Origin of the sequence: Psychrobacter okhotskensis (assembly GCF_013248965.1) — a bacterium.
Classification (GTDB): Bacteria; Pseudomonadota; Gammaproteobacteria; order Pseudomonadales; family Moraxellaceae; genus Psychrobacter; species Psychrobacter okhotskensis.
Map to the genome: position 1 here is coordinate 81,619 of NZ_JABRVQ010000005.1, position 25,394 is coordinate 107,012.

The 25,394-nt window shown below is 45.0% G+C and carries 23 protein-coding genes; 12 read left to right on the forward strand and 11 right to left on the reverse strand.

All coding sequences use genetic code 11. The features are described 5' to 3' along the window. Positions 1-24 precede the first annotated feature (24 nt). A complete protein-coding gene (gene gspE / locus HQR03_RS04145) occupies positions 25-1,563 on the reverse strand; it encodes a type II secretion system ATPase GspE (RefSeq protein ID WP_173239246.1) in 1,539 nt (512 codons plus the stop codon). Positions 1,564-1,960: 397 nt separating this feature from the next. On the opposite strand from gspE, the gene HQR03_RS04150 reads away from it, so the two are divergent. Together HQR03_RS04150 and HQR03_RS04155 are read left to right on the forward strand one after the other, a co-directional pair. After that, positions 1,961-2,782, forward strand: a complete 822-nt coding sequence (locus HQR03_RS04150) for a thiazole synthase (RefSeq protein ID WP_173239247.1) — start codon at positions 1,961-1,963, stop codon at positions 2,780-2,782. A gap of 313 nt (positions 2,783-3,095) precedes the next feature. Further along, positions 3,096-4,490, forward strand: coding sequence for a WS/DGAT/MGAT family O-acyltransferase (locus HQR03_RS04155; RefSeq protein WP_173239248.1), 1,395 nt, complete (start codon positions 3,096-3,098; stop codon positions 4,488-4,490). A gap of 186 nt (positions 4,491-4,676) precedes the next feature. On the opposite strand, the gene HQR03_RS04160 is transcribed toward HQR03_RS04155, so the two are convergent. Together HQR03_RS04160 and dxs are read right to left on the reverse strand one after the other, a co-directional pair. Then, a complete protein-coding gene (locus HQR03_RS04160) occupies positions 4,677-5,504 on the reverse strand; it encodes an inositol monophosphatase family protein (protein ID WP_025651750.1) in 828 nt (275 codons plus the stop codon). 391 nt (positions 5,505-5,895) lie between these two features. Continuing rightward, positions 5,896-7,980, reverse strand: coding sequence for a 1-deoxy-D-xylulose-5-phosphate synthase (gene dxs / locus HQR03_RS04165; protein WP_173239249.1), 2,085 nt, complete (start codon positions 7,978-7,980; stop codon positions 5,896-5,898). A 524-nt stretch (positions 7,981-8,504) separates the two neighbouring features. On the opposite strand from dxs, the gene ribA reads away from it, so the two are divergent. From ribA to HQR03_RS04180, 3 genes are all read left to right on the forward strand, one after another. After that, positions 8,505-9,176 (forward strand): GTP cyclohydrolase II, encoded by a 672-nt coding sequence (gene ribA, locus HQR03_RS04170; protein WP_173239250.1) that lies wholly within the window; start codon positions 8,505-8,507, stop codon positions 9,174-9,176. Positions 9,177-9,184: 8 nt separating this feature from the next. Further along, a complete protein-coding gene (gene hemF / locus HQR03_RS04175; protein ID WP_173239251.1) occupies positions 9,185-10,189 on the forward strand; it encodes an oxygen-dependent coproporphyrinogen oxidase in 1,005 nt (334 codons plus the stop codon). Positions 10,190-10,646: 457 nt separating this feature from the next. After that, the gene (locus HQR03_RS04180; protein WP_173239252.1) at positions 10,647-11,117 is read left to right on the forward strand and encodes a c-type cytochrome; all 471 of its coding nucleotides are present in this window, start codon (positions 10,647-10,649) and stop codon (positions 11,115-11,117) included. A gap of 134 nt (positions 11,118-11,251) precedes the next feature. Here the strand turns inward: HQR03_RS04180 and HQR03_RS04185 are convergent, their stop codons facing one another. From HQR03_RS04185 to HQR03_RS04195, 3 genes are all read right to left on the reverse strand, one after another. Beyond that, on the reverse strand, positions 11,252-12,226 hold the full coding sequence (locus tag HQR03_RS04185) for a mechanosensitive ion channel family protein (protein ID WP_173239253.1): 975 nt from the start codon (positions 12,224-12,226) through the stop codon (positions 11,252-11,254). 77 nt (positions 12,227-12,303) lie between these two features. Then, positions 12,304-12,750 carry a lactoylglutathione lyase gene (gene gloA, locus HQR03_RS04190; protein WP_413771500.1) on the reverse strand — a complete coding sequence of 149 codons (447 nt, stop codon included), beginning with the start codon at positions 12,748-12,750 and terminating at the stop codon, positions 12,304-12,306. Positions 12,751-13,145: 395 nt separating this feature from the next. After that, complete coding sequence (locus HQR03_RS04195; RefSeq protein WP_025651940.1) at positions 13,146-13,784, reverse strand: carbonic anhydrase; 639 nt, start codon at positions 13,782-13,784, stop codon at positions 13,146-13,148. Between the two features lie 736 nt (positions 13,785-14,520). Here HQR03_RS04195 and potA point away from each other — a divergent pair. From potA to HQR03_RS04215, 4 genes are all read left to right on the forward strand, one after another. Continuing rightward, a complete protein-coding gene (gene potA / locus HQR03_RS04200) occupies positions 14,521-15,789 on the forward strand; it encodes a spermidine/putrescine ABC transporter ATP-binding protein PotA (protein ID WP_173239254.1) in 1,269 nt (422 codons plus the stop codon). Next, positions 15,789-16,676 (forward strand): spermidine/putrescine ABC transporter permease PotB, encoded by an 888-nt coding sequence (gene potB, locus HQR03_RS04205; protein ID WP_101210744.1) that lies wholly within the window; start codon positions 15,789-15,791, stop codon positions 16,674-16,676. Before potA ends, potB begins: the two co-directional genes overlap by 1 nt. Then, positions 16,676-17,503 carry a spermidine/putrescine ABC transporter permease PotC gene (gene potC, locus HQR03_RS04210; protein ID WP_101210743.1) on the forward strand — a complete coding sequence of 276 codons (828 nt, stop codon included), beginning with the start codon at positions 16,676-16,678 and terminating at the stop codon, positions 17,501-17,503. The genes potB and potC overlap by 1 nt, the downstream gene beginning before the upstream one ends. A gap of 100 nt (positions 17,504-17,603) precedes the next feature. Then, the gene (locus HQR03_RS04215; protein ID WP_173239255.1) at positions 17,604-18,494 is read left to right on the forward strand and encodes a LysR family transcriptional regulator; all 891 of its coding nucleotides are present in this window, start codon (positions 17,604-17,606) and stop codon (positions 18,492-18,494) included. Between the two features lie 230 nt (positions 18,495-18,724). Here HQR03_RS04215 and HQR03_RS04220 read toward each other — a convergent pair whose 3' ends face one another. Continuing rightward, complete coding sequence (locus HQR03_RS04220) at positions 18,725-19,696, reverse strand: tetratricopeptide repeat protein (protein WP_173239256.1); 972 nt, start codon at positions 19,694-19,696, stop codon at positions 18,725-18,727. Positions 19,697-19,981: 285 nt separating this feature from the next. Between HQR03_RS04220 and HQR03_RS04225 the strand changes: the two genes are divergently transcribed. After that, entirely contained in the window at positions 19,982-21,373 is a 1,392-nt protein-coding gene (locus HQR03_RS04225; RefSeq protein WP_173239257.1) for a serpin family protein, read from the forward strand. A gap of 124 nt (positions 21,374-21,497) precedes the next feature. On the opposite strand, the gene crcB is transcribed toward HQR03_RS04225, so the two are convergent. The 4 genes from crcB to HQR03_RS04245 form a co-directional block, all read right to left on the reverse strand. Continuing rightward, positions 21,498-21,869: a fluoride efflux transporter CrcB gene (crcB, locus tag HQR03_RS04230; protein ID WP_173239258.1), complete on the reverse strand. Its 372-nt coding sequence runs from the start codon at positions 21,867-21,869 to the stop codon at positions 21,498-21,500. A gap of 55 nt (positions 21,870-21,924) precedes the next feature. Continuing rightward, positions 21,925-22,983, reverse strand: a complete 1,059-nt coding sequence (gene tsaD, locus HQR03_RS04235) for a tRNA (adenosine(37)-N6)-threonylcarbamoyltransferase complex transferase subunit TsaD (RefSeq protein ID WP_173239286.1) — start codon at positions 22,981-22,983, stop codon at positions 21,925-21,927. Between the two features lie 152 nt (positions 22,984-23,135). Further along, positions 23,136-23,645 carry a c-type cytochrome gene (locus HQR03_RS04240; RefSeq protein WP_173239259.1) on the reverse strand — a complete coding sequence of 170 codons (510 nt, stop codon included), beginning with the start codon at positions 23,643-23,645 and terminating at the stop codon, positions 23,136-23,138. Between the two features lie 84 nt (positions 23,646-23,729). Then, entirely contained in the window at positions 23,730-24,122 is a 393-nt protein-coding gene (locus HQR03_RS04245; protein ID WP_173239260.1) for a hypothetical protein, read from the reverse strand. A 410-nt stretch (positions 24,123-24,532) separates the two neighbouring features. On the opposite strand from HQR03_RS04245, the gene rpsU reads away from it, so the two are divergent. Together rpsU and HQR03_RS04255 are read left to right on the forward strand one after the other, a co-directional pair. Beyond that, positions 24,533-24,748, forward strand: a complete 216-nt coding sequence (gene rpsU / locus HQR03_RS04250; protein WP_025651930.1) for a 30S ribosomal protein S21 — start codon at positions 24,533-24,535, stop codon at positions 24,746-24,748. A gap of 186 nt (positions 24,749-24,934) precedes the next feature. Further along, positions 24,935-25,384 (forward strand): GatB/YqeY domain-containing protein, encoded by a 450-nt coding sequence (locus HQR03_RS04255; protein ID WP_101210738.1) that lies wholly within the window; start codon positions 24,935-24,937, stop codon positions 25,382-25,384. Positions 25,385-25,394: the final 10 nt, after the last annotated feature.

Consider the following 25,394-nt stretch of genomic DNA (forward strand, 5'->3'; position numbering starts at 1 on the left):
CGTTCTGCTTTATACAATCACGCTTTATACAATCATATCATCAGTGAGTGCGCTCTCTTTGGTCACTCGCAATACTTCTTCCAATGTTGTCCTTCCTGCGATGACTTTACGCAACCCATCAGCACGTATCGATGGTGTCTGTTGGCGCGCATATTCTTCTAGCTCGTACTCCGCTGTATTGCTATGAATCATCCGCCGCAAAGTATCATCAACGGGAACGACTTCATATATCGCGGTACGCCCTTTAAAGCCTGAATTATTACATTTATCACAGCCAACGGGTTTGGGTAAGTTAATCGTCTGTGCTATTAAACTTTCAGCATGTAACCCTATACCAATTTCAGTAAATAATTTGGCTTGTTCTCTATCAGCAGGCTGCCACGTATGGCAATGCGTGCATAGCGTACGTACCAAACGCTGGGCGACCACCCCAATCAGTGATGAAGATAATAAAAATGGCTCTACGCCCATATCTTGCAAGCGCGTCACCGCACCGATGGCGGTATTGGTATGCAAGGTTGATAATACCAAATGTCCTGTCAACGATGCCTGTACCGCAATCTCAGCGGTTTCTAAATCGCGAATCTCACCGACCATCACCACGTCTGGATCCTGACGCAACATCGCGCGCAGACTCTTGGCAAAGGTCATATCGACCTTATTATTGACTTGCGTCTGCCCAATACCATCGAGCTGAAACTCAATCGGATCTTCGGCGGTCAAGATATTACGAGTTTGGTCATTGAGATCCGTCAATGCTGAGTATAGCGTGGTGGTTTTACCCGAACCTGTCGGTCCAGTCACCAAAATAATGCCATGCGGACGATGAATCAAGCGCTTAAGCTCGGTGTAGTCGTTATCAGAAAGCCCCAAATAGGTCATATTGAGGCGACCTGCTTGCTTGTCTAATAAACGCATGACCACGCGCTCACCAAAGCTCGATGGTAAGGTCGATACCCGCACATCTACTTCTCGTCCTGCCAGTCTTAAGCTGATACGCCCATCTTGCGGTACGCGCTTTTCGGCAATGTCCAATTTAGCCATCACCTTGATACGCGAGACCAATAATGGTGCCAGCTGGCGTTTTGGGGTAATAATTTCTTTTAACTCGCCATCGACGCGAAAGCGCACGACCAGACGTTTTTCAAAGGTTTCAATATGGATATCTGAAGCGCTAAGGCGAATCGCTTCGGACAACAGCGCATTAATCAGTCGAATAATTGGCGCATCGTCTTGCTGATCCATCAAGTCTTCAGTCTCAGGCACGCTATCTGCTAAACTATCGAGATCGGGATGATCTTCAAGCCCAGCGGCGATGTGCTGTGATTCGCCCGTATTGCCTGCATAAGCGGCGTTCATACGTCTTTCAAAGTCATCGGCACTGATGCTCTCGTAAGTCGGCACACCACGTATGCCTTGCTGCTGTAAAAAACGCACCGCCTCATTAATCGCTGATAACGGCGTGGCTTCGGTCAGCACTAAAGTCGCTGGCAGCTCAGGATCAATAGCAAGAATGGCCAAGAGTTGATGGCGTTTGGCAAAACTGTACGGCAGTTGCATCATATAGACGACCTGATAAATAGATATAACGGCAGAAATAAAAGCCTTTTCATGCCTCAAAAAGGCATGGCGCACTTCATTGACTAAACCCAAAAAGACTGCAAGTAAGCGCGCATGAGTTTGTTATAATAGCATTTTGTTTTGGGCGAGTAGCATTTTATGTGGCTGGCGTATTTGCTAACCACTTTATACTCAATAAGACTATCATGTGATTTCTTATTTTGCTGACAATGCGTTACTATTAGTCAGTTAGTTAGTAATTACCAGTAGTCAGTAATTACCAGCGATTAGTTAACGGCTAATCAATAACTAGTGATTAACGCTCGCTTCTTTAACGCTCATATCATTAACGTTAATTTTTCTGTCCAACCCTGCATGCTCGCTATTAGGATTTTCAGTTATGTCACAGGCTCCCACTACTACCAACCCTATACCACTTTCCCAAGACACCTTCACTGTCGGTAGCCGTACGTTTTCGTCGCGGCTGTTGGTCGGTACTGGCAAATATAAAGACATGACCGAGACAGGGGCTGCCATTGGCGCCTCAGAAGCAGAAATTGTCACGGTCGCCATTCGTCGCACCAATATCGGTCAGAATAGCGATGAGCCCAATTTGCTTGATGTAATCTCCCCTGATAAATACACTATTTTGCCCAATACTGCCGGCTGTTTTGACGCCGAAACTGCGGTACGGACTTGCAAGCTTGCTCGCGAGCTATTAGGCGGGCATAATCTGGTGAAGCTGGAAGTCTTGGGTGATGAAAAAACCCTTTATCCCAATATCATAGAAACCTTAAAAGCCGCCAAAGCGTTAATCGATGATGGTTTTGAAGTCATGGTGTATACCTCAGACGACCCTATCGTCGCACAAGAATTAGAAAGCATGGGCTGTGTCGCCATTATGCCGCTTGGTAGCTTAATTGGCTCGGGTCTTGGTTTGCTTAATCGCCACACCCTTAGCCTTATTATTGAAAATGCTAAAGTGCCCGTTTTGGTTGATGCTGGCGTCGGCACGGCTTCTGATGCCGCGATTGCCATGGAGCTTGGTTGTGATGGCGTGCTAATGAACTCAGCGATTGCCAATGCCAAAGATCCAGTGATGATGGCTCATGCGATGAAACATGCTGTCTGGGCAGGACGTCAGGCTTTCTTAGCTGGTCGTATGCCGATGCGCAAGATGGCGACTGCCAGCTCGCCACAAACGGGCTATTTTTTCCAGTAGCTATTGACTGGCTGCCATCATTTTTTAATATATATTTTTGATGAAAAGCCAGTTATAAAATAATAAGATAGAGGCAATGTAATGCTACTCGGTGCGATGACACTGGAGCTATGATACTTTAAAAGCATTGTTTTAGTCGTCAGCCAAATAGCCACTTATTAATGACGGTCAGCCCACAGTAAAGGTCGATACAAAAAAACCAAGTGCAAGCGATACCCTCGTATGGTTTGCACTTGGTTAACGCTGTAGCAGCTTTATAGTGGGTAGACTCTATAATTTTTACTGATAACTTATCGCCATAAAAGGATTTATTATGCGACTTCTCACCGCTGTTGACCAGTTGTTCTTACTTCTTGAGTCGCGTAAACAGCCCATGCACGTGGGGGGCTTGTTCTTATTTGAATTACCACAAGATGGACAAAATGCGAACGGTGACTTCGTCTACAAGCTGGTGCAGCAAATGCAAAATGCCACAGTACCACCGAGCTTTCCCTTCAACCAAGTGCTCGAAAGACTGCTGTTTTGGAAGGAAGATGATCAATTCGATGTCGAACATCACTTTCGCCATGTGGCGCTGCCCAACCCCGGACGTGTCCGTGAGCTGTTGATGTATATCTCCAAAGAGCATAGCCGATTGCTAGACCGCGCCATGCCATTGTGGGAATGTCACGTGATAGAAGGTATCTTGCCTGAGTCCGAGGGTAGCCCTGAACGTTTTGCGTTGTATTTCAAAATCCATCATTCGTTGGTCGATGGTGTTGCTGCCATGCGTCTGGTCGAAAAGTCCTTGTCGCAATCGCCGACTGAACCTGTCAGTTTGCCCATATGGTCGCTGATAGCGCGTCATCGTAAGTCAGTGGATAAGTTATTACCCGCTGACCGCTCAGTGCGCAGTATCTTAAAAGAGCAACTGTCTACCATCAAGCCCGTCTTTACCGAACTGCTCGACAACTTTAAGCATGGTGATGATGAAGATTACGTCGGCACCTTTGATGCGCCAATGAGTATTCTTAATCAGCGTATCTCAGCCTCGCGGCGCATTGCCGCTCAATCTTATGACATTCAGCGCTTTCGTACTATCGCTGATGCGTTTGAGGTTAACGTCAATGATGTGGTGCTCGCTGTTTGTTCGGGGGCATTACGTCGCTACTTGCTCTCTATGAATGCCCTGCCGACCAAGCCGTTAATTGCCTTTGTGCCCATGTCATTACGCTGTGATGAGAGCGCCTCAGGCAATCAAATCTCATTTTTGATGGCCAATTTGGGCACGCACTTAGACGACCCAGCCAAGCGTTTACAATTGATTTATAAGAGTGTGAATAGTGGTAAGCGTCGTTTTAGACGGATGAATAAAGCGCAAGTTATCAACTACAGCGCCATTGCTTATGCATGGGAAGGCATCAATGTGTTGACAGGTTTATTCCCAAGGAAGCAGGCATTTAACCTTATTATCTCTAATGTGCCGGGCTCCAAAAAGCCGCTATATTGGAATGGTGCACCGCTAAAAGCGCTATATCCAGCCTCAATCATCGTCGATGGTCAAGCGCTGAATATCACGCTTTCTAGCTATCAAGATAAAATTGAATTTTGTATCACTGCTTGTAGCAAACTGCTGCCGCATCTGCAAGATATGCTAGGGTTGCTCGAAGATGAGCTGAGTTTATTAGAAGGTATTAGTGACGCCAAGACTGTAGCGGCCAGTGAATAAAGCGTTTAAGTAGTAAAACGTTTAAGCAGTAAAACATGACGCAATAAAAAAGCTGGCACCATTATAATGCCAGCTTTTTTTATGTTAAAAACTCGAAGACTAGCCCTAGAACATGCACTAGCAAAACAGTATTAATTACTCATCATTTGACCAATCTCATGCCATCACTAGCTTGTCGTTAACTGACTAGACTGCGTCGCCCCATGTTGGGACAACCACCTGCATCAACGGCTTTAATAATTTGATGTTACAAGCAAAGATAGAGCCTGAGGTCATTGAGTTGTGCGCGCCTGTATGATCGACGACCACACCACGTGCTTCGGTCACGATAAGCTCACCGGCCGCAATATCCCAAGGCTTGATAGACATCTCAAAGTAGCCATCAAAACGACCAGCCGCTACATAACACAAATCAAGCGCAGCAGAGCCTAAACGGCGAATCTGGCCACCAGACTCAGAGATTTTTAGCAGGCTTTCAAAATGCTCTTTGGCATAAGAAACAACTTCACCATTGCGTTTGCGCTCAAGCGGATGACCAGTAGTAAATAAACCACCATCAATCGTTTTGCGCTCGCTCACTTGCATACGGCGATTGTTCAAGCGTGCGCCTTTACCACGGCTAGCAGAGAACATCTCATCACGGACAGGATCATAGACAACGCCATGTTGAGTCACGCCTTTATGCTGTACCGCGATAGACACACAAAACTGCGGCACGCCATGAACGAAGTTTTTGGTGCCATCTAGCGGATCGATAATCCAGCACCAGTCAGCATCTTCACCGCGACCTTCTTGCATACCAAACTCTTCACCCAAGTACGAGTGATTTGGATAGCTGGCTTTTAGGGTTTCAATGGTCAGCTCTTCGCTAAAGCGATCAATACGCGTGACCAGTCCATCAAGCCCTTTCGACTCGATATCTAATTCAATTTTGTGGCGGTTTTGATGCGCATATAAAATCTCTTTACCAACTTTTTCAGCAGTACGCGCTGCGATGACGACCATGGGTTCCATAAATAACCTATTTGCTTGATGAATGAATAAAACATTTACTTGATGAATAACTGTCAAAAATAATACTAAATCTGTGCTCACAACATGCCAATCAGCCGTCGCATCACACTATTGCTACACGATTAAAAAACGTCGTTTTTAAAAATCTAGCCTTTAAAAACAATAACCGCATTATACTAAAATTGTTCGATAGAGACGAAAAAACCTTCACGTTCACTAAGCCAACCACTATTTTAATGGTCGTCACAAACTGCGCAAGTTGTAAAAAAGTCAGCACCCACGGCTAAGCAGGCGTTATATCTGTTGGTTATACGACTATCTTTTTTCGAATTTTTATAATCAAAACAGTAACCTTTAAAGCTTTTTATAAATCCATTTCCGCAATATAAAATTAAGACAATAATATTTGCAGTTGACTGACCACACCATCAGCGTCTAAACCACAGTCAGCCCATTGCTCGACTTGAGAGCCGTGTGCGATAAAGCGATCAGAGATGCCAATATTAGAGACAGCTGGACGATTGGCTTTAAAAGCAGCAGATTCGTTCAGCAAATACTCATTGACCGCACTACCCGCGCCGCCCATTATCATATGTTCTTCTAGAGTGGCTATATGGCTAATACCTTGCTCAATTAAGGTTTCGAGCAATTGAGTATCTAACGGTTTTACCCAGCGCATATTGACGACGTGTATCTGACAGTCTGATTCTATATTATCATTAATAAGGCTTTCTGCCGCTTGCTGAGCCGTCGCAACCATCGTACCAAATGCCAATAACGCCAGTTTTTTAGGGGCATCAGCACTACCTAATACGGCCTCTACTACCGCCTCGCCGATGTTATAAATTTGCGCTGGCTGAGTAATAATAGCCCCAGTACCGACGCCGCGTGGATAGCGTACGGCTGTACATCCTTGGTACTCATAACAAGTATTGAGCAAATGGTAGCATTCATTTTCATCTTTTGGCGCGGCAACCAGTATATTGGGCACGCAGCGTAAAAAGGCAAAATCAAACACGCCAGCATGAGTAGCGCCGTCTTCACCGACAAGACCCGCGCGATCGATAGCAAACGTCACATCAAGGTCTTGCAAAGCGACATCATGAATTAGCTGATCGTAACCACGCTGCAAGAATGTCGAATAAATCGCGACAATAGGTTTAACGCCTTGGGTCGCCATACCAGCGGCCAGCGTTACGGCGTGTTGCTCAGCGATAGCGACATCGAAAAAGCGCTCGGGGAAATGACGAGCAAAGTCGATCATCCCCGAGCCTTCTTCCATTGCTGGGGTAATCGCCAGTAACTTATCGTCCGCCGCTGCTTTGTCACATAGAAACTGACCAAATACTTGTGAGTACTTTAAGGCAGGCTTAGCTTCTGAAATATCAGCTTCTGGAACATTAGTTTTTTGAGTATGGATTGCTGCAGTTTTATGTTCTGTAGGTTTCACTTCATCAGGCAATTTACTGATAGCATGGTAGCCGACTGGATCTAATTCTGCTGGCGCAAAGCCCTTACCTTTAGTGGTATAAATATGGACTAAGACCGGACCTGTTACTTGCTTGGCAAGCGACAATACTCGTAACAGCTCAGGGATATTATGACCATCAAAGGGGCCAAAATAGGTAAAGCCAATCGCTTTAAATAGATTGTCTTCTAACTGCGGTACATCGCGCATCTCTTTATGGCGTTTGCGGCGGTCAAAGGCCTGCATATCAGGACGGTGACACAGCACAGGCTCGCCAGTATCAGAGATATCAACTTGATAGCCTGACTCCCATAGCATCGCTAAATGCCGGGAAAAGCCACCGATAGAGCAGGATATCGACATATCGTTGTCATTTAAAATAACGAGCAGATCGGCATCTTGTTGCACGGCGTCATTCATGGCTTCAAACGCCATGCCACCGGTCATAGCCCCATCACCAATAATACAAGCAACCGTTTGTGCACGGCCTTGGTAACGCAGCGCTAGACTCATGCCAAGACCAGCTGAGATAGAGGTCGATGAATGCCCAACACCAAAGGTATCGTAAGTCGACTCAGCCCGCTCTGGAAAAGCGGTTAAACCATCTTTTGAGCGAATCGTTCCGAGCTTATCGCGTCGACCTGTCAGAACTTTGTGCGCATAGGCTTGGTGACCGACGTCCCAAACAATCTGATCTTGCGGCGCATCTAAGAGATAATGCAGCGCAATCGTCAGCTCAACCACCCCTAAATTGGCACCAAAATGTCCACCACTCTGACCGGCTGAATACAGCAAAAAAAGCCGCAGTTCATCAGCCAAGGTTATCAGCTGCGCGGTAGTGAGTGTTTTTAGGTCAGTAGGCGTATTGATCGCATCAAGTAGCGGCGTTTGGGGACGCGCACGCGGAATCACTGCATACGTCTGTTGCAGACTGGATAGCTTAGCAGCAGACTCAATGGCTGACGCGGATACTGACTGAGACTGTGGGGAATGAGGTGACTGCTGCATAAACCGTACGATACCTACCAATCTGCTGACAAGGGTCTATTTAAAATATTACTATGACTATAAATAACTGAGTGACGTTAATAATAGCAATAATCACGACACCATTATGGATGTCATTGACTATATTGATATCGTTAACTATAAAATTACTGCTAGCAACTATATAATCACGCATAGCAATAAATACGCCGCCATAATAGACGACGATAGTCTTAACGCTGTGACATCAACCGTTGCTATTATGCCTTATTGCCTGGCATCAATATCAGCCGTTAGTGACGACATAGTAATGTAAGGGCAAAGACTTGTCACTGTATCCCTTAAAATAGTATGGCATAATAGCATTTTTTTTTAATTGTCGCTTTAATCATCGTGCGTCGTCTGTGAACTTTGTGTGTTTTTATAATAAGCACAATAAACACACTGCCTTCACGAACCGGTTATACTGATAACACCTTAACCATAATAATATGGCTATGTCAGAATCCGCTACCGCCTCGATGATCGGCTCATGTAGGACATTAATGTCATATCAATTTATTACCAGTGCCACATTACCGACTCGTCACGGCGAGTTTGATATTCATATCTTTGAAAATGATGACGGTCAAGAGCATGTAATGCTGACTGTCGGTCTGTCTGTGGTCGATCAACAGACAGAGGCCGCGGGCTTGCAGCAAAAGGATGACGCGCTAGCAGAACGACCTATTCCCTTAGTGCGCATCCACTCTGAATGCTTGACAGGCGATGCTTTTAGCTCACTAAAATGCGACTGTGGCCCTCAGCTCAATACCGCGATGCAAGCGATACAAGAGACTGGGTGCGGCGCTATTTTATACCTGCGCCAAGAGGGTCGCGGCATTGGGCTGACCAACAAGATTCGTGCCTATGCCCTGCAAGATCAAGGGCATGATACCCTAGATGCCAATCTGATGTTAGGCTTGCCTGCTGACGCGCGCGTTTATGATATGTGCAGCCCGATGCTCGCCCATGTGGGCGTTGATGCGGTGAGACTCATTACCAACAACCCAGACAAGGTCGCTTACTTGACTGGCCATGGTATCGACGTCGTGGAGCGCGTACCATTGGTCGTCGGTGTCAACGACATGAATGCAGACTATCTGGCTACCAAGCGTGATCGCATGGGTCATCTACTCGACAAAGATTTCAATACCGCCCTACACCTGAATAAATAGATATTTTTATGAGTACTTCAAATAGTGATAATTCTCCAAATCTGTCAGCAGCAGATTCAACGACGCCAACCAAAAATGACATCATGCGTGTGCGTGAATTTTTGGTCGACTTACAAGCGCGTATTTGCCAAGCGTTAGAAGCACAAGAGCGTGACGGCAGCAGCAACACTAAACCCGCTACCTTTGTGCCTGATGACTGGGAGCGCCCTGAGGGCGGCGGTGGACGTTCATGCGTGCTGGCAGATGGCGAGGTGATTGAAAAAGCAGGGGTCATGTTTAGCCATATTCATGTCCATAACTTGCCCGCCTCTGCCACCGCACGTCACCCTGATATTGCAGGTCGTAAAGCTCAAGCGATGGGTGTGTCACTGGTTGTTCACCCAAAAAACCCCAATGTCCCAACTAGCCATGCCAATGTGCGCTTGTTCGTCGCCGAAGCCGAGGGCGAAGACCCCATTTGGTGGTTTGGCGGTGGCTTTGATTTGACACCTTTTTATCCAGTACTAGCGGACTGTGTCCATTGGCATCAAGTTTGTCATGACTTATGCTCGCCTTTTGGCGAGAGCGTCTATCCTGACTTTAAGCAGTGGTGCGATGAGTACTTCCATCTGCGTCACCGTGATGAACAACGCGGCATCGGTGGCTTATTCTATGATGATGTCAATACAGAGAGTCGCGGCTGGGACTTTGAGACCTGCTTTGACTTTATGAAAGCGGTAGGCAATGGTTATCTTGACGGTATTATGCCCATTTTTGAGCAGCGTAAAGAAACACCTTACACCGATGAGCAACGCCAGTTCCAGCTGTATCGCCGTGGACGCTATGTCGAGTATAATCTGGTCTACGATCGCGGTACGCTGTTCGGTCTACAAAGTAACGGACGCATTGAGTCTATCTTAGTGAGTATGCCGCCACTGGCCAGCTGGCATTATCGCTTTGAGCCGGAGCCAGGTTCAGCTGAGTTTGAATTGACAGATTTTTATCTCAAGCCACGTGATTGGCTGTCGCTATAACTATAGTTGTGCTACGAGCGTCGTTTGCACTGAAGCTCAATGATAACAACTCTTAGTCATAATAAACCTCAGTTATAAAACCACTGTGGTAGCTAGTTGTACAATATATAGTCAACATATTCTAAAAACGCTACGGTATTGCTGATATCAATTTTTCTTGCTTGCTGTGCCTGCGCAGACAGAAGCTACAAAAAATTAATATCAGCACGTGATGTATCGATATTACTTTTCGCTGACTATACAATCTATGTTGTGCAGTCAAATTTTACGATGTGATAACAACTATTGTAACGGTCATTACTTAGATAACCGTTACAATAGAATGTATTTTTCGCAAAAACCCTTTAGAAGCGACTGCGTTTCTAAAGGGCGAGAGTCAGTTTTATAATAATATTTTTATTTAGGGCTAGCATTTGCAAGCGCGCCTACTATTAGCCAGATTAAAGGAGTAACTTTCATGGCACAGGTTCATAATAACAAATCATTAAAATCAATTTTTGGCATCACATTAATGGCAGCAGCTTTAGGTATAACCGCTTGTAGCACGCCAGCTGACCCCGATGTTAAAGCGCGCCAAGACAGCATGAAAAGTTGGGGTGATGCGATGGGTGTCATGGGTGATATGGCTGAAGCACCTGATACATTCGATGCAGAAGTATTTAAAGAACAGGCGGCGTTTTTGGCAGAAGATGCTGCCACGCCTTGGAGTCATTTTGAAAATCAAGAAGCGGCTGGCAATGCCACCGAAGCAGTATGGTCTAATGTCGACGGCTTCAAAGCTGAAGCAGATAGCTTTCAACAAGCAGCGGCTGAGCTAAACGCGGCAGCACAAAACGCTACCAGTATGGATGACGTTATGCCTGCCTTTGGCCAAGTCGGTCAAAGCTGTAAATCATGTCACACAGATTTTAAAGTGAAAGCTGACTAGAAATTAAGCTTTTAAGCTTACGTTTGAATGCATAAAAAAACCGCCGTATCAAAAGATACGGCGGTTTTTTTGCAGTCTAAAAATGTGACCTATTCAAACAGTTGCATGACACATTTATCAGTGTATCAACCCAACTACTCTGTGGCAGCTTTATTCACATCTAGCGCTTGCTGCTCGTTCATTTTATTAACAATAGAGGTGACAGAAGGGTCGCTCAAATCTATGGTACGTATTGGGAAAGGTATGTTCACCCCTGCCGCATCAAGAGCTGTCTTAATCTCTACGATAACTTGATGGATTGAGGCAACTTTATTGGCTTGGGTGCCATCTTCGATGAACCAGCGCACCATTAAATCGATTGAGGAGCCACCAAAACCTGTCGCAATCACGCTTGGATTGGCTTTAGTAGAGACGCTATCCACTTTATCCAGCGCCCGTAAAATCTCAGCCTTTGCTGCTTCGATATCATCTTCGTAACCAATACCAACGGTGACTTGCAAACGGCGTTGCTTATAGGCGGTATTAACAGTCAATGCTGAAGTATACAAATCCGAGTTTGGAATGACCACTTGTCGACCATCATAGGTCTTGATGGTCGTCGCACGGATTTTGATATCTTCAACCGTCCCTTCATACTCCCCTGAGACAATCTGATCGCCAATACGAAACGGCTCTGAGATAAGGAGCAAAATACCAGATAATAAGTTTTGAAAAATATCTTTAAAAGCAAAACCAATAGCGACCGAACCAATACCGAGCGCACCAATCAGTTTGGCAGGCGTAAATCCTGGTACGGCAATGACCATCGCAATCATAAAACCAATGAAAATAATCAGTGCACCGCCTACCCGCTGAAACACTTTAACTAAGTTTTGATGACGACTGCGGCTACCCAATAGTTTATGTACGACTTTTTTGAAGACAATCGATAAAAACCAAAAAATCAGGATAACGATGAGCGAAGCCACAAAATGCGGTATACGCTCAACAAAGCCAATCAGGATGCCATTCGCCGAATCGATGATGCTTTGATACGTCAACGCATCTGTCGTTGTCGATCCAGCAACTGTCTCACTACTTACCGCGGTTTCTGCCTCAGAGGTAGGCATTCAGGGGTCACTCCTTTGATATGTGAACTTTTTAAGTCAATGATACGCCATCGCTGTTGTTTGTCAGGTCCTAAAAACTAGCCCATCAAATCGGCTTGTACGATCTCGATCCAATAGCCGTCAACGTCTTTAATAAAAGCGATATTTTTCATACTGCCATCTTCGGGACGTTTTTTGAATTCGACATTATTTTTATCAAACCAAGCCACCGCTTCATCAAGATTCGGCACACTAAAGCAGATATGTCCAAAACCTTGTGGCTCACTATTACCATCGTGATAGCTAAAGTCAGATTTAGTCTCGGTACCATAATTATGGGTCAACTCTAAAATACCGCGCTGACGGAAGGCAAAGATTTCTAAATCCTCACCAGCGGGTAAATTCTCACGCTCGCTATCGGTCAGTTTGGCTAAGAAATATAAATCAAATTCCATATCAGGGAACTTTTTTACCGCCAGCAAAGTCATGCCAAGCACGCCAGTATAAAACTCCAATGATTTAACAGGGTCTTTTACCCGTAGCATGGTGTGGTTAAAGGTAAAGCCTGAAGTCTGTGCAGAAATGGGCTGAATGCCAGCGGTATTTACACTGCTTGCAGGCTGCGCTATCGTTGCTTCATTATTATTGGTTGAATTGGACGCTGACGTAGACATAGTTATCCTAATAGTTGACAAGTTATGGAAGTTAAAAATCAGCAAATCACGCTATTTGTGATTTGCTTAACTCTCTCATCATAATAAAAAATGGCAGGACTAATGATAGGATTTTGTAAGAACTTATAATCTATACAGTCAATCTATATGGATAGTTATATTCAATTATTAAACACAAGCGCGCTAGCCTCACCCAAAATAAAGGTAAGGCTAGCGCTATTTTATTGATAATATTGACAATAGAATAGCCATTAACTTTATAACGACTAACTATCTAAAAACCGTACCTTCCCTGTTTCTAAATCATACTCTGCGCCAACGACCAATAACTGACCACTGTTGGTCAAGTCTTCTAGCGCCCGCGAACCATGCTTAAGCTGGCTGACCGACATGCGCACGTTGGCACTTATTGAGCGATTGACCAATTCATCAGCATCGACATCTTGCCCATTGGCAGTAGCAAGCTCATGTAAGTTATAAACGCTTGGGCGGATACGATCGACGATTGACTGTAAATTGGGCGAGTAATTTTGCTCAGGGTTGATCAGTGCATCGACACAAGCAGTGACGGCGCCGCAATGCGAATGTCCCAAGACCACGACCAACTTTGTACCGAACTTTTCGGCGGCAAATTCTACTGAACCGATTTGCGAAGGCGCAACCACGTTACCTGCTACCCGAATCACAAACAAATCACCCAAGCCTTGATCAAATACAATTTCGACCGGTACTCGGGCATCGGAGCAACCCAAAATGATGGCTAACGGGTCTTGATTACTCACCAGTTCTGGTCGTCTTTGCATCATTGGATCAGTGTTGGTGAGGCTATCCATGTAGCGCGTATTGCCTTCTTTTAGCAGTTCGAGCGCTTCTTGACCTGTTTTTGGGCGGATATCAGTAGGCATAAGGGTTCCTTGATTATAAAATGATTAGAATAATAAATCTCTTTTTTTGACCATGGCTTGGCTAAGCGTTTTGCCCGACATATCAGGCTTCCTGTATTTCTTAACCACAAAATTATTGTATAGGAATAAAGGGAGAAAAATCATAAAAAAATTGCTTTTAATCTCGTTATTTAAAGATGGTCATGGCTGGTAAAGCGGCAGTCAGTCACATTAAAATAACCAATAATAAGCCTGTGACACTAGGGTCTGTTGAACATTCAAATGTGGAACTGGCAGTGGCTATTTTTTAGACAATACGCAGTGAAATTTTTGACGCCTAGTCATTCTAGGTTAGATAATTTCGCCATGTATTGGCAAAAAATAGCTCTGCCCTAAAAGGCTGATGCTAAAATCACCCCAAACGTTGTTGTAAACCTAGCTAAGGTCTCGACATTATCGTCGGTTTACGCCTGATTTGATAAAAGGTTTGGGACGATTTTAGCAATCAGCAGTCCTAATATTTGAATGTTCAACAGACCCTAAGAATGCTAAGAAGAAAGCAAAGGTTATCAGAACGAATTTTTGGCCCATAATAAAATGGTATGGCGAACTTATAACGAACTTGCACTGATTTATATCAAGGGTTTGTTATAATACGCAGCAACCAGACCACGCTTACGCTCAGGCCAGTCATCGAAATTGCAGCGATTTTATTTGGTCGCGGCCCCAGTCTATCGAGCGCTTAGGAAACTATATTATGAATGACTCACCTATGAACACACATAGAACTTCTATGCCGCCGAACGCCGATAAGGTGCTGCTACAACTGACTGGTCTAAAAAAAACCTACGATCAAACCGAAGTGCTAAAGGACATCAATCTCGATATCAAGCATGGTGAGTTTTTGACACTGCTTGGGCCATCAGGCTGTGGCAAAACGACGTTGCTGCGCTTGATTGCTGGTTTTGAGCAACCAAACGCTGGGGCGATTTATCTAGATGGTGTACAGATGGCAGGCTTGTCAGCCGATAAGCGTCCGGTCAATACCGTGTTTCAACAGTACGCCTTATTTCCGCATATGACCGTTGCGCAAAATGTTGCTTATGGTCTTAAACTTAAAAAAATTCCTAAAGACGAGATTCAAACGCGGGTGCGTGAGATGCTGGCCATGGTGCAGTTAGAGCATTTGGCCAATCGCAAACCGCAAGATTTATCCGGTGGTCAGCAGCAGCGTGTGGCGATCGCACGGGCGGTGATTAATCGTCCTAAACTATTATTACTTGATGAACCGCTGTCGGCGCTCGACCACAAGCTGCGTTTGCAAATGCAGTCTGAGCTCAAACGCTTGCAGCGCGAACTGGGCATCACCTTTGTCTTCGTCACTCATGACCAAGAAGAAGCGCTGTCAATGTCAGACCGTATCGCGGTGATGAAAGATGGCAGATTTCAGCAGATTGGCACGCCTATCGAGATTTATGAAACCCCCGCCAATTTATTTACCGCCAAATTCATCGGTGAGACCAATTTATTCAGAGCAGAAGTCAAAGGCGTCTACGCTGACCAGCCAGATCGTGATGGACAAGTCAGCAATGGGCGTATCGAAGTCGAAGTATGTGAATCGCAAGCGCAAGACGGACCGACGACATTACGTAATTTGCGTCGTCCGGACTTTGCCAATGACGTGCAAGTGGGTGATATCGTTAACTTGCTACTCCGTCCTGAGGATTTACGGATTTATGATCCCAATGATAAAGAACATGGTGGCTTACTCGGCCGAGTCATTGAGAGTAATTATAAAGGCAGCACCTTAGACTCGATTATTGAACTCGCAAACGGTCATATTATTAAAGCCTCTGAATTCTTTGATGAAGATGACCCCAGTTTTGATTACAAGTTAAATGAAGCGGTCAAGGTCTCATGGGTGGATGGCTGGGAATGGGTGCTACCAGATGACGATTCAATCGACCATTCAACCGCCAATTCGAGCGAACATCAAGGCATGTCTGTGCAAAAGGATGTCAGCTAATGGCAGCTAATAGCCGTTTCAATTTGGGCAACAAAAGTCCTTTTCGGACCGCAACGCTATGGCTGATCTGGGGCTGGTTGCTTATTTTTGCGTTATTGCCAAATATATTGGTCATCGCTGTCAGCTTTCTGACTCGCGATAGCAGCGCTTTTATTAGCTTGCCTGTCAGTATCGACAGCTATGTACGCATGATTGATCCGCTGTATTTTGAGGTATTTGTCCATTCGTTATGGATGGCAGGTATCACCACGGTCATCTGCTTGCTGCTCGGTTATCCTTTTGCTTGGCTGGTCTCTAAAGCCAATGTACGTTGGCAGCCGCTATTGATGATGATGCTCATCCTGCCGTTTTGGACGAACTCTCTAGTACGTACTTATGCCCTCAAACTGCTGTTTGCCAATAATGGCTTGATTAATAAATTGCTGCTAACGATAGGCGTGATTGATAGCCCTATCGATATTTTATACACGCAGGGCGCGGTCATAGCAGGACTGACCTATTTATTATTTCCTTTTATGGTATTACCGTTATATGCGGTCTTTACTGACTTGCGCAATGACATGCTACTGGCCTCGCAGGATCTGGGTGCTTCGAAAACGCAGACATTTTGGCATGTGGTACTACCATTGACCACACCTGGGATTATCTCAGGGGTGCTATTAGTCTTATTACCCGCGATGGGCATGTTCTATGTGGCCGATATTTTGGGCGGCTCCCGTAACTTGTTGGTTGGTAATATTATCAAAAATCAATTTTTGGATGCGCGTGATTGGCCGTTTGGCGCAGCTGCCAGCGTATTATTGACCCTAGCGATGGCCGTACTATTACTCGCTTATCGTGCCAGTAGTCGCCGCATCGGCAAGACCGACTTTAATGAGGTGGCTTAATGTCTAATAACTCATTAAAGAACTCACCCGTGAAGAACAAGCGTCACATCAAGAAACCTAGCATCGGCAGCATAGCGGCTAAAGGCTATCTCGGACTGATTTATGCTTTGCTATATCTGCCCATTATTGTCCTAGTGGTGATGTCATTTAACAAGTCAAAAATTGGCTATAACTGGGGCGGGTTTAGCTTAAAGTGGTATGAATCGCTATTTAATAACCAAGCGATGCTCGATGCTTTTTGGCATTCTATCGTTTTGGGTTTGGTCGCTGCCACCGTCTCAACCTTGATCGGTACATTGACTGCTCTTGCCTTACATCGCTACAACTTTCGTGGCAAAGGCTTACTAAATGGGCTGTTGTTTGTACTGATGATGTCGCCTGAGATTGTATTGGCTATCTCATTACTCGCATTATTTTTATTGATTGGTCTACAGTTGGGCTTTGTATCGCTGCTATTAGCTCATATTACCTTTTGCCTGCCGTTTGTGGTTATTACTGTGTTTGCACGTTTAAGCAGCTTGGATGAGCGCTTGATGGAAGCCGCCCGCGACTTGGGTGCTAACGAATCAACGATGGTGCGTACGGTACTGATTCCCGTCATTCTGCCAGCGGTAATGGCAGGTTGGCTACTCGCCTTTACTTTATCGCTAGATGACGTAGTGGTTTCCACTTTTGTCACTGGCCCCAGCTATGAGATTTTACCGCTACGTATTTATTCCATGGTACGAGTAGGACTCAAGCCAGAAGTTAATGCTATTGGTACACTATTATTAGTCGCTTCTTTAATATTGGTCATTATCTCACAGCTACTGTTACGCAAGCGCTAGCTGTTCATGGCTCATTAATCATTAATCATACGCTATGAATGAAAGTCAGCAACATATGTACTATAATGAATTTTTCTCAACTTAGTAGGCAGGCTGTCTTATGCTAGAGCTTCGTCATCTCAATACGTTAACTGCATTACGAGCGCATGGTTCACTTGCTGCGGCCGCCGATGAGCTGCATGTCACCGCCTCTGCAGTGTCTCATCAGCTAAAAGAGCTAGAGAATTACTACGATATCAGCTTGGTCAATCGCCGCACACGCCCGCTCACCTTTACGCCTGCGGGTAAAACGGTACTCGCCCTCGCAGACAGCATAATGCCGCAAGTTACCCGTACCAAATCCAACCTTAAACGCTTAGCGCATGGTCAAGCAGGCAGATTGCGTCTGGCTTCTGAATGTCATAGCTGCTTTGATTGGCTGATGCCGATTCTCAATCATTATCGCCGCGAGTGGTCAGACGTTGAGCTGGACTTTGCAACGGGTTTTGAACCTGAGCCACATCATTTATTAATGGAAGGTGATATCGATTTATTAATTACCACCAGTGACTTACCAATAGAGGGTATCAGCTATCAGCCCCTATTCGAGTATGAAAGTCGCTTGGTACTTTCACCAACGCATGATTTGGCCGCGCAAGAGTTTATTGAGCCCAGTGATTTGACTGAAGAAACCTTGATTGCCTATCCGGTAGAGGCCAAGCGTCTCGATATCATTGCCAATTTTATGACGCCAGCGCAGGTCAGTTTTGATAGTATTCGTACGACAGAGTTGACGGCGATGCTGATCCAGCTGGTCGCTAGTGAACGCGGTGTGGCGGCCTTACCTGATTGGGTCGTTGCTGAATATGAGAAAAAAGGTTGGGTCGTCTCGCGACCGCTGGGTGATGGTGTGCATTGCCAGCTGTATGCAGCGACACGCACATCGAGCCAAGATACCGCTTATATGCAAGGGTTTGCGAGTTTGCTACAAGGAATAGTAAAGCCGGTTTAATATTTCGCTATTTACTAAATTATTCCAGTTAAGAAATATCGTCCGCTCTCTTACGTTATGACGAGCATTATGGTAAATGACGGTTCCCTAGTGAGGACTTGAATTTTAGCCTGTAGCTAAGCGATTTCAATAGTTATAGGCTATTGGGTTTAATTAGTGTACATCTGAGTGTACTTGATAAGATTAGCTTTGTGATTCTTTGACTAGGATATTCCCTAATAACCTAGTCTTTATTCATCCTCTGTCCTTATACCCAAGTTGTTACAACCTAATTGATATCCATTGTCACAAGCCTTGGAAAAGTACTTTTTCGCTATAACTGTATTTCGACGTACGCCTATGCCATTAAGATACATCATGCCAAGATTATATTGAGATCTAGCATCTCCTTGATTGGCGGCTTTTAGATACCACTTACCGGCTTTAGCATAATCCTGAGGAGCACCTTCGCCATAGCTATAGATTGTTCCAAGTTGGTATTGGGCAGGAACATATCCTTGGTCAGCGGCTTTTGTATACCACTCGATAGCTTTAGGATAATCCTGACGTACACCTTTACCCTCGTAGTAAGCGTTACCAATGTTGAATTGAGCCTCAACATCGCCTTGGTTAGCTAATTTCTGCCACGCCTCAACGACTTTGGCATCATTTTGACGCACACGCTCGCTCTTTCGATGTGGTACGCCATTGATGAATTTCATCGGACCAATCCCTTGGTTAACAGCTTTTGTGCGCCAATCGATATGCTTATCGTAATCCTCACGTGTACCTTTGCCATCGTAATTGTAGTAAGTTCTACTAAGTTCAAGTTGAGCCTTAGCATAGCCTTGATTAGCGGCTTTTGTGAACCATTCAATAGCTTTAGAGCGATCCTGATCTACCCCTTCGCCATCGTCGTACATAATTGCAAGGTTATATTGAGCAAGATCATATCCTTGGTTGGCAGATTTTGTATACCACTCAATGGCTTTAGCGTTATCCTCGCGTGTACCTTCGCCCTCGTCATACATTACTGCAAGGCTATATTGAGCCTCAGCATCGCCTTGATTAGCTTGTACTGCAATGTCTTCAAATTCTTTTTCAACAGCTGATTTTACGGCTGAAACTACGTTTTGAGAACTACTTATTTGAGTAACAATGGCTTTATGACACCCTGTCAGCAGAATGCCAGTCAGTAAAAATGTTGCTAGCCTTTTTTTCATAGCTGTTCGTCCTGTTCGTTAATCAAGATAACACTACAATTTATCATTTACATGCCTATCGTGATGATCTTAAATACATTAGTAGATAGTATTGTTAGGCATACCTATGGCGAACCAATCAGACGCTCGCACTGGTCTAGTTCCCTATACAGGCTTCGAACTGTAGGCTGTTAAAGTCACTAATTAGGATTAAAAATATAGTACGCTTACCAAAATAGACTAAACGATTGTAGAGATTATACTAGAATGGCATCATCTTAACTCTACATTATTAGTGAAGCAGATATGAAGAATAACCAGTATTGTTATCCTAAAAAATTATACGGTAATCGTGTCATGGGTGCATTGGCAGTCAGCAGCCTATTATTCGTAGTTACTGGTTGTGACAGCACAATGAAGGGTACTAAGCCCACTGATAGCGTAGTTAATACCGCATCAAATCCAGAAAAATCATCCTTACCAGATAAAGCTAAAAGCAACGCTGACGCTCAAGCAGATAGCCCAGTTTATTTTATTGCTGCTGATGCTTCTGCGTCAACACCAGACGGCATCGAAAAAGTCACTACCGCCAACAATCAGTTTGCCACTGCCATGTACCGACAGATCAATGGACATACTGGGCAAGCAGATGACAACGTGTTTTTCTCGCCGTACAGCCTGTCCACTGCGATGGCAATGCTCTATGCCGCAGCAGAAGGGGAAACGAAAGCGCAAATTCAAAAGACCTTTTATTATCCCTCAATGGATATTCTCAATCCCAATAGCGCCGCGCTCTATAATCAATTTAACAAACCCAATCCTGATTATAAACTTGCCACGGTTAACGATTTATGGATGGAACAAGGGTTAACACCTACTAAATCCTACGTAGATACGGTACAACGTTATTACGGGGGGCAAGTGACTAACCTTGATTTTGAAAGCAATCCTAATCCTTCGCGCCTCATCATTAATAAAAAAATTGCTCAGCATACCAATCAATTGATTCCTGAGTTGCTACCAAAGGGCAGTATCAAGCCCATTACAGTTGCCGTATTAACCAACGCCATTTATTTTAAGGGCGATTGGAAAGTACCTTTCGAGGTTCAGAGCACCACTGAGCAGCCTTTTTATAATCATATAGGTACGAGTCCTAACATCAAAATGATGCAACTACAGGAGCATTTTGGTTATAGCGAGGATAAGCAAGTGCAGGTCGTGCAATTGCCTTACAAGGGTGATGACTTATCTATGCTCGTAGTATTACCAAAATCGAAAGACAAAGCAGCAATGCAGCAGCTGGTGCAGGATTTGAGCGCTGATACGATTAAGCAATGGAGTAAAGATTTAGTCACTCAAGAAGTGAATGTTCATCTGCCAAAGTTTAAGCTTGAAGCAAGCTACCAGATGAAAAACCTACTCACGGATATGGGTATGCCAAGGGCTTTTGAAAAAGGTGCTGGGTTCAACTTATTCGATAATAGCCCGCCCATAAAAATTGACGATGTCTATCATAAAGCAGTGGTCATCGTGGATGAGAAAGGCACCGAAGCGGCAGCAGCGACGGGTATTGTTGCCGATGCAACTGCTGCTGCTGCTCCGCCACCTGTATTCAAAGCCGATCATCCGTTTATCTTTATGATTAAAGACAATAAAACCGATGCGATATTGTTTTTAGGTCAGGTTAATAAGCCTTAATTAGGGCATACCCTAAGGGAACCACCTAAAAGGTGCCAAAAACCAATTAATAGATCACTTAAAATAGACTGCAATAAAAGAACTACTCAAATCAGACCATTAAGTGAGTAACATCTATCAAAGATTACAAAATCAGCTTAAACAAATAAAAGCCAAGCGCTGTTGCCAATAATGTCAGTCCTACATGTAGACCGATGAGCGCCAATCCTGCCAGCAGACGACCGTCATTGACGAAGGTAAAGACCTCCGCGCTAAAAGTGCTAAACGTCGTCAGCCCACCCAAAAACCCAGTGATTACGAACAGTCTCACATTGTCAGACAAGCCGCTACCCATCCGCCCGAACCACACTAGAGCGAGCCCTATCAGCAGTCCACCCAATACATTAGCGCCAAGCGTTCCCAGTGGTATCCAATGATGCAGCGGATTGAAGCGTGCAAGCCAGCCGCGCAAACACGCGCCCAGTGCGGCGCCTAAACCAATCGCAATCCACTGCATAGGTCATCCTTAGGTTTAATAAAGGTTAGCGAATAGCGTATTGAGAAAGTCACCTTTAAACCGCTGGTAGCTCTGTCATCGGCCAGCGCGGTACGCAACTCACCGCCAAATCATCTGATTGACCCGCTTGCAGGCGCTCGTAACCGGCATAAGCAATCATCGCACCATTGTCCGTACATAATGCTGGTGGTGCATAATGCACAGTGGCGTTTATTTTTGCCAACTCAGCTTCTAACGTTTCGCGTAAATGGCTATTAGCACTCACACCGCCAGCTATAACTAAGCGGCTCATCTCTACTTGCTTAAGTGCTTTAACACATTTTTTCACCAGCGTATCGACCACAGCATGCTGAAAACTGGCCGCTATATCAGCGCGAACTTGTGGATCACTGTCGGCAACATTGCCTGAACCCCCTGAGCAGGGAGTGTCTTTAATCAGGTTATGTACAGCTGTCTTCATCCCACTAAAAGAGAAGTCTAAACCACGATGTAACATCGGACGTGGTAATGAGTAAGCATCAGGATTACCCGTCTCGGCAAGCTTGGCAATGTTAGGACCCCCAGGATAAGGCAAGCCTAGCATTTTAGCGGCTTTGTCGAAGCATTCACCTGCGGCATCATCGATCGATTCACCTAATATCTCATATTGCCCGATGCCATGAGCAGCAATAAGCAAAGTATGGCCACCTGACACCAATAGCGATACAAACGGAAAGGCGGGTGGATTTGCACCCATCAGCGGTGCTAACAGATGTCCTTCCATATGGTGAATACCAATCGCTGGAATATCTAAGCCATATGCCAAGCTGCGCCCAAATAATGCACCCGTCATCAGCGCGCCAATCAGTCCCGGGCCTTTGGTATATGCAATAGCATCAATCTCGCTTTTTTCAATATCACACTGCTCTAGCAACTCATTGAGCAAAGGTACCAGCTTACGAATATGATCGCGGCTGGCAAGCTCAGGCACGACGCCGCCATAGAGTGCATGCAGCTCTATTTGTGAATACAGCACTTGCCCGACCAAACCTTGATTGTCAGTGTCTATCAGCTCACTATCAAAAATTGCCAGCCCCGTTTCATCGCAAGACGTCTCTAAACCCAATACTTTCATACTTTTGCCTTTATGCTTTTGTCTGCGTGTCATCTTCTGTAGCGTTTTTTGTCTTATACCATTAAAAACGTGCATAAAAAAACCGCCATTGTCAGTCACAATGACGGTCAGTTTAACAAATTTCAATAGCGAATATATGGCAATACGCCCCATCAGCTCACAGACGCCAACATATAATCAACCGCAGCATGCACTTGTGCTTCAGTGACGCCATTGATCGCTTGCGCGGGCATCTTATTAAAACCTTTAGCAGAATGGCTATACAGCGTCTCTTTGTCTTTAGTAATGCGCGCACTCCACGCAGCGGTATCGCCATATTTTGGCGCTTCTAACAACCCTTGTGCGTGACACATTTTGCACTGCGCCTCATAAAGCTTGGCCCCAGCGTCCGCAGCCAGTACTTCAGGTTCGGCTTCGGCTACTGGCTCTTCTATCGCTTCACTGATCTCGCTCTCTACGGCAGGCTCGGGCGTCACCACTTCAGGCTCAGCGACCGGCGCTGCTGGCTCGACAGCGACGGCGTCAGCTGATTCGCTGACCGCAGCTGGTTCTTCAGCCGTTGTATTGTCACCACTACACGCACTAAGCGCCAGTAACGCGCTAATACTGAACACCGACAATGTCCATTTACCAAAACTCATACGCGGTTGCTTATTACTCATGATCATACCTCTATATAAGGGTTCATCTTAGCGGCTGTCATTACAGCGCATAAAATCCGTCACGACCTTGCACATTGAGCGCTATTAATTGGCAGTTGCTTCAGCGTCAGTCGTTGCGGTATCCGCTACGGGCGGGGCGGCACTAGTATCAGTAGCAGCTGTATCCGTACCAGTCATAGTCGCATCGGCACTGTCAGCCATATCCGTATCAGCACCCGCTTCAGTAGTGATAGCGCCGTCAACTGCCGTACCGTCCGCTGCCATATCTGTCGCTGGCATCGGTGCGGTTTCTGGAAAATCCATCTCTTCAGCTTCAGGTCCATTGGCAAGAGCAAGCTTGGCGGCCTCATCTACCCGATCAACGGCTTTTACTTCATGCGACCCACCTTCTTTATCACTGCTACAAGCACTCACGCTAAATCCAAGAGCGACCAACAATGCGGTGCTTAAAGCCGTATTTAGTACTGTTTTCTTCATTCCAACATCCTCAATAAAATGCCCAAAAATCATTAGTGTGTCACTGACTATATAGAAATTATCATAGCATAAAGACAAGACAAGACAAACCGTTATAGACAGTAGGGATTTTTTGTTGGATTATCTGTGACGGATTTAACCAAATATAAACAAGATAAGTAAACCCAAAAACTTCCTAATAGGTTGTAAAAAATGCGCTAGCCCAAATATTTTTCAATTACTCATACTGAGAGATAAATGCATGAAAACCATTGACTTTATTCGCATTTATTATTAAAATACTCGCCCTTGTGCTATAGTACAAGATTATCCTAGTTTGAGTTGATGCCTGTAATCTTGAGATATTACGGCTAAATACTAATACACAACCAAACTAATGCCTTTATATCTCATCCTCATAAGGAGTCTTCATGCCTGCAGTTAAGGTTAAAGAAAACGAACCAGTTGATATCGCAATCCGCCGCTTTAAGCGCGCTTGTGAAAAAGCCGGTGTATTATCTGACGTGCGTAAACGTGAATTTTATGAAAAACCAACGCAAGAGCGCAAGCGCAAAAAAGCAGCTGCGGTAAAGCGTTATAAGAAAAAGTTACAACGCGAAACTATTCGTACCACTCGTATGTACTAATCGATAATACGATTAGTTAAGTACAAGCGCTACACTAACGCCACTGTTATCCATCGATATCAGTGGCGTTTTTTATGCTACAATTTTTGTTATTGCGGTCGATACTGCCAGTAATAGCGTTTTTCATTCAAAGGAGCGCTTTCGCAGACGGCGCATCAACAAACTTACCTTATAAGGATAATAATAGTGAGCGACCTTAAACAAACCCTGTCAGACAATATCAAAACCTCTATGAAAGCCCGTGAGCTTGAACGCGTAAAGGTATTGCGTAACGTGCATTCCGTTATCAAGCAAATTGAAATTGATCGTCAAATAGAGCTTGATGATGCAGGCGTGTTAGAAATTTTGCAAAAGCAGCTAAAACAACGTCAAGAGTCACTTGGCATTTTTACCGAAAATGGCCGTGACGACTTGGCAACCAAAGAGCAGTTCGAAATTGATATCATCAATGAGTTCATGCCCAAGCAGATGAATAATGATGAGCTTGCTGCTCTGGTAAATGCCGAAATTGCCACGCAAGGTGCTACCTCTATGCGTGACATGGGCAGTGTGATGGGCGTATTAAAAAATAAAACCGCAGGTCGTGCGGATCCAGCGCTCATCTCTAAGCTGGTAAAAGACGCGTTGCAAGGTTGATAACTTTGTA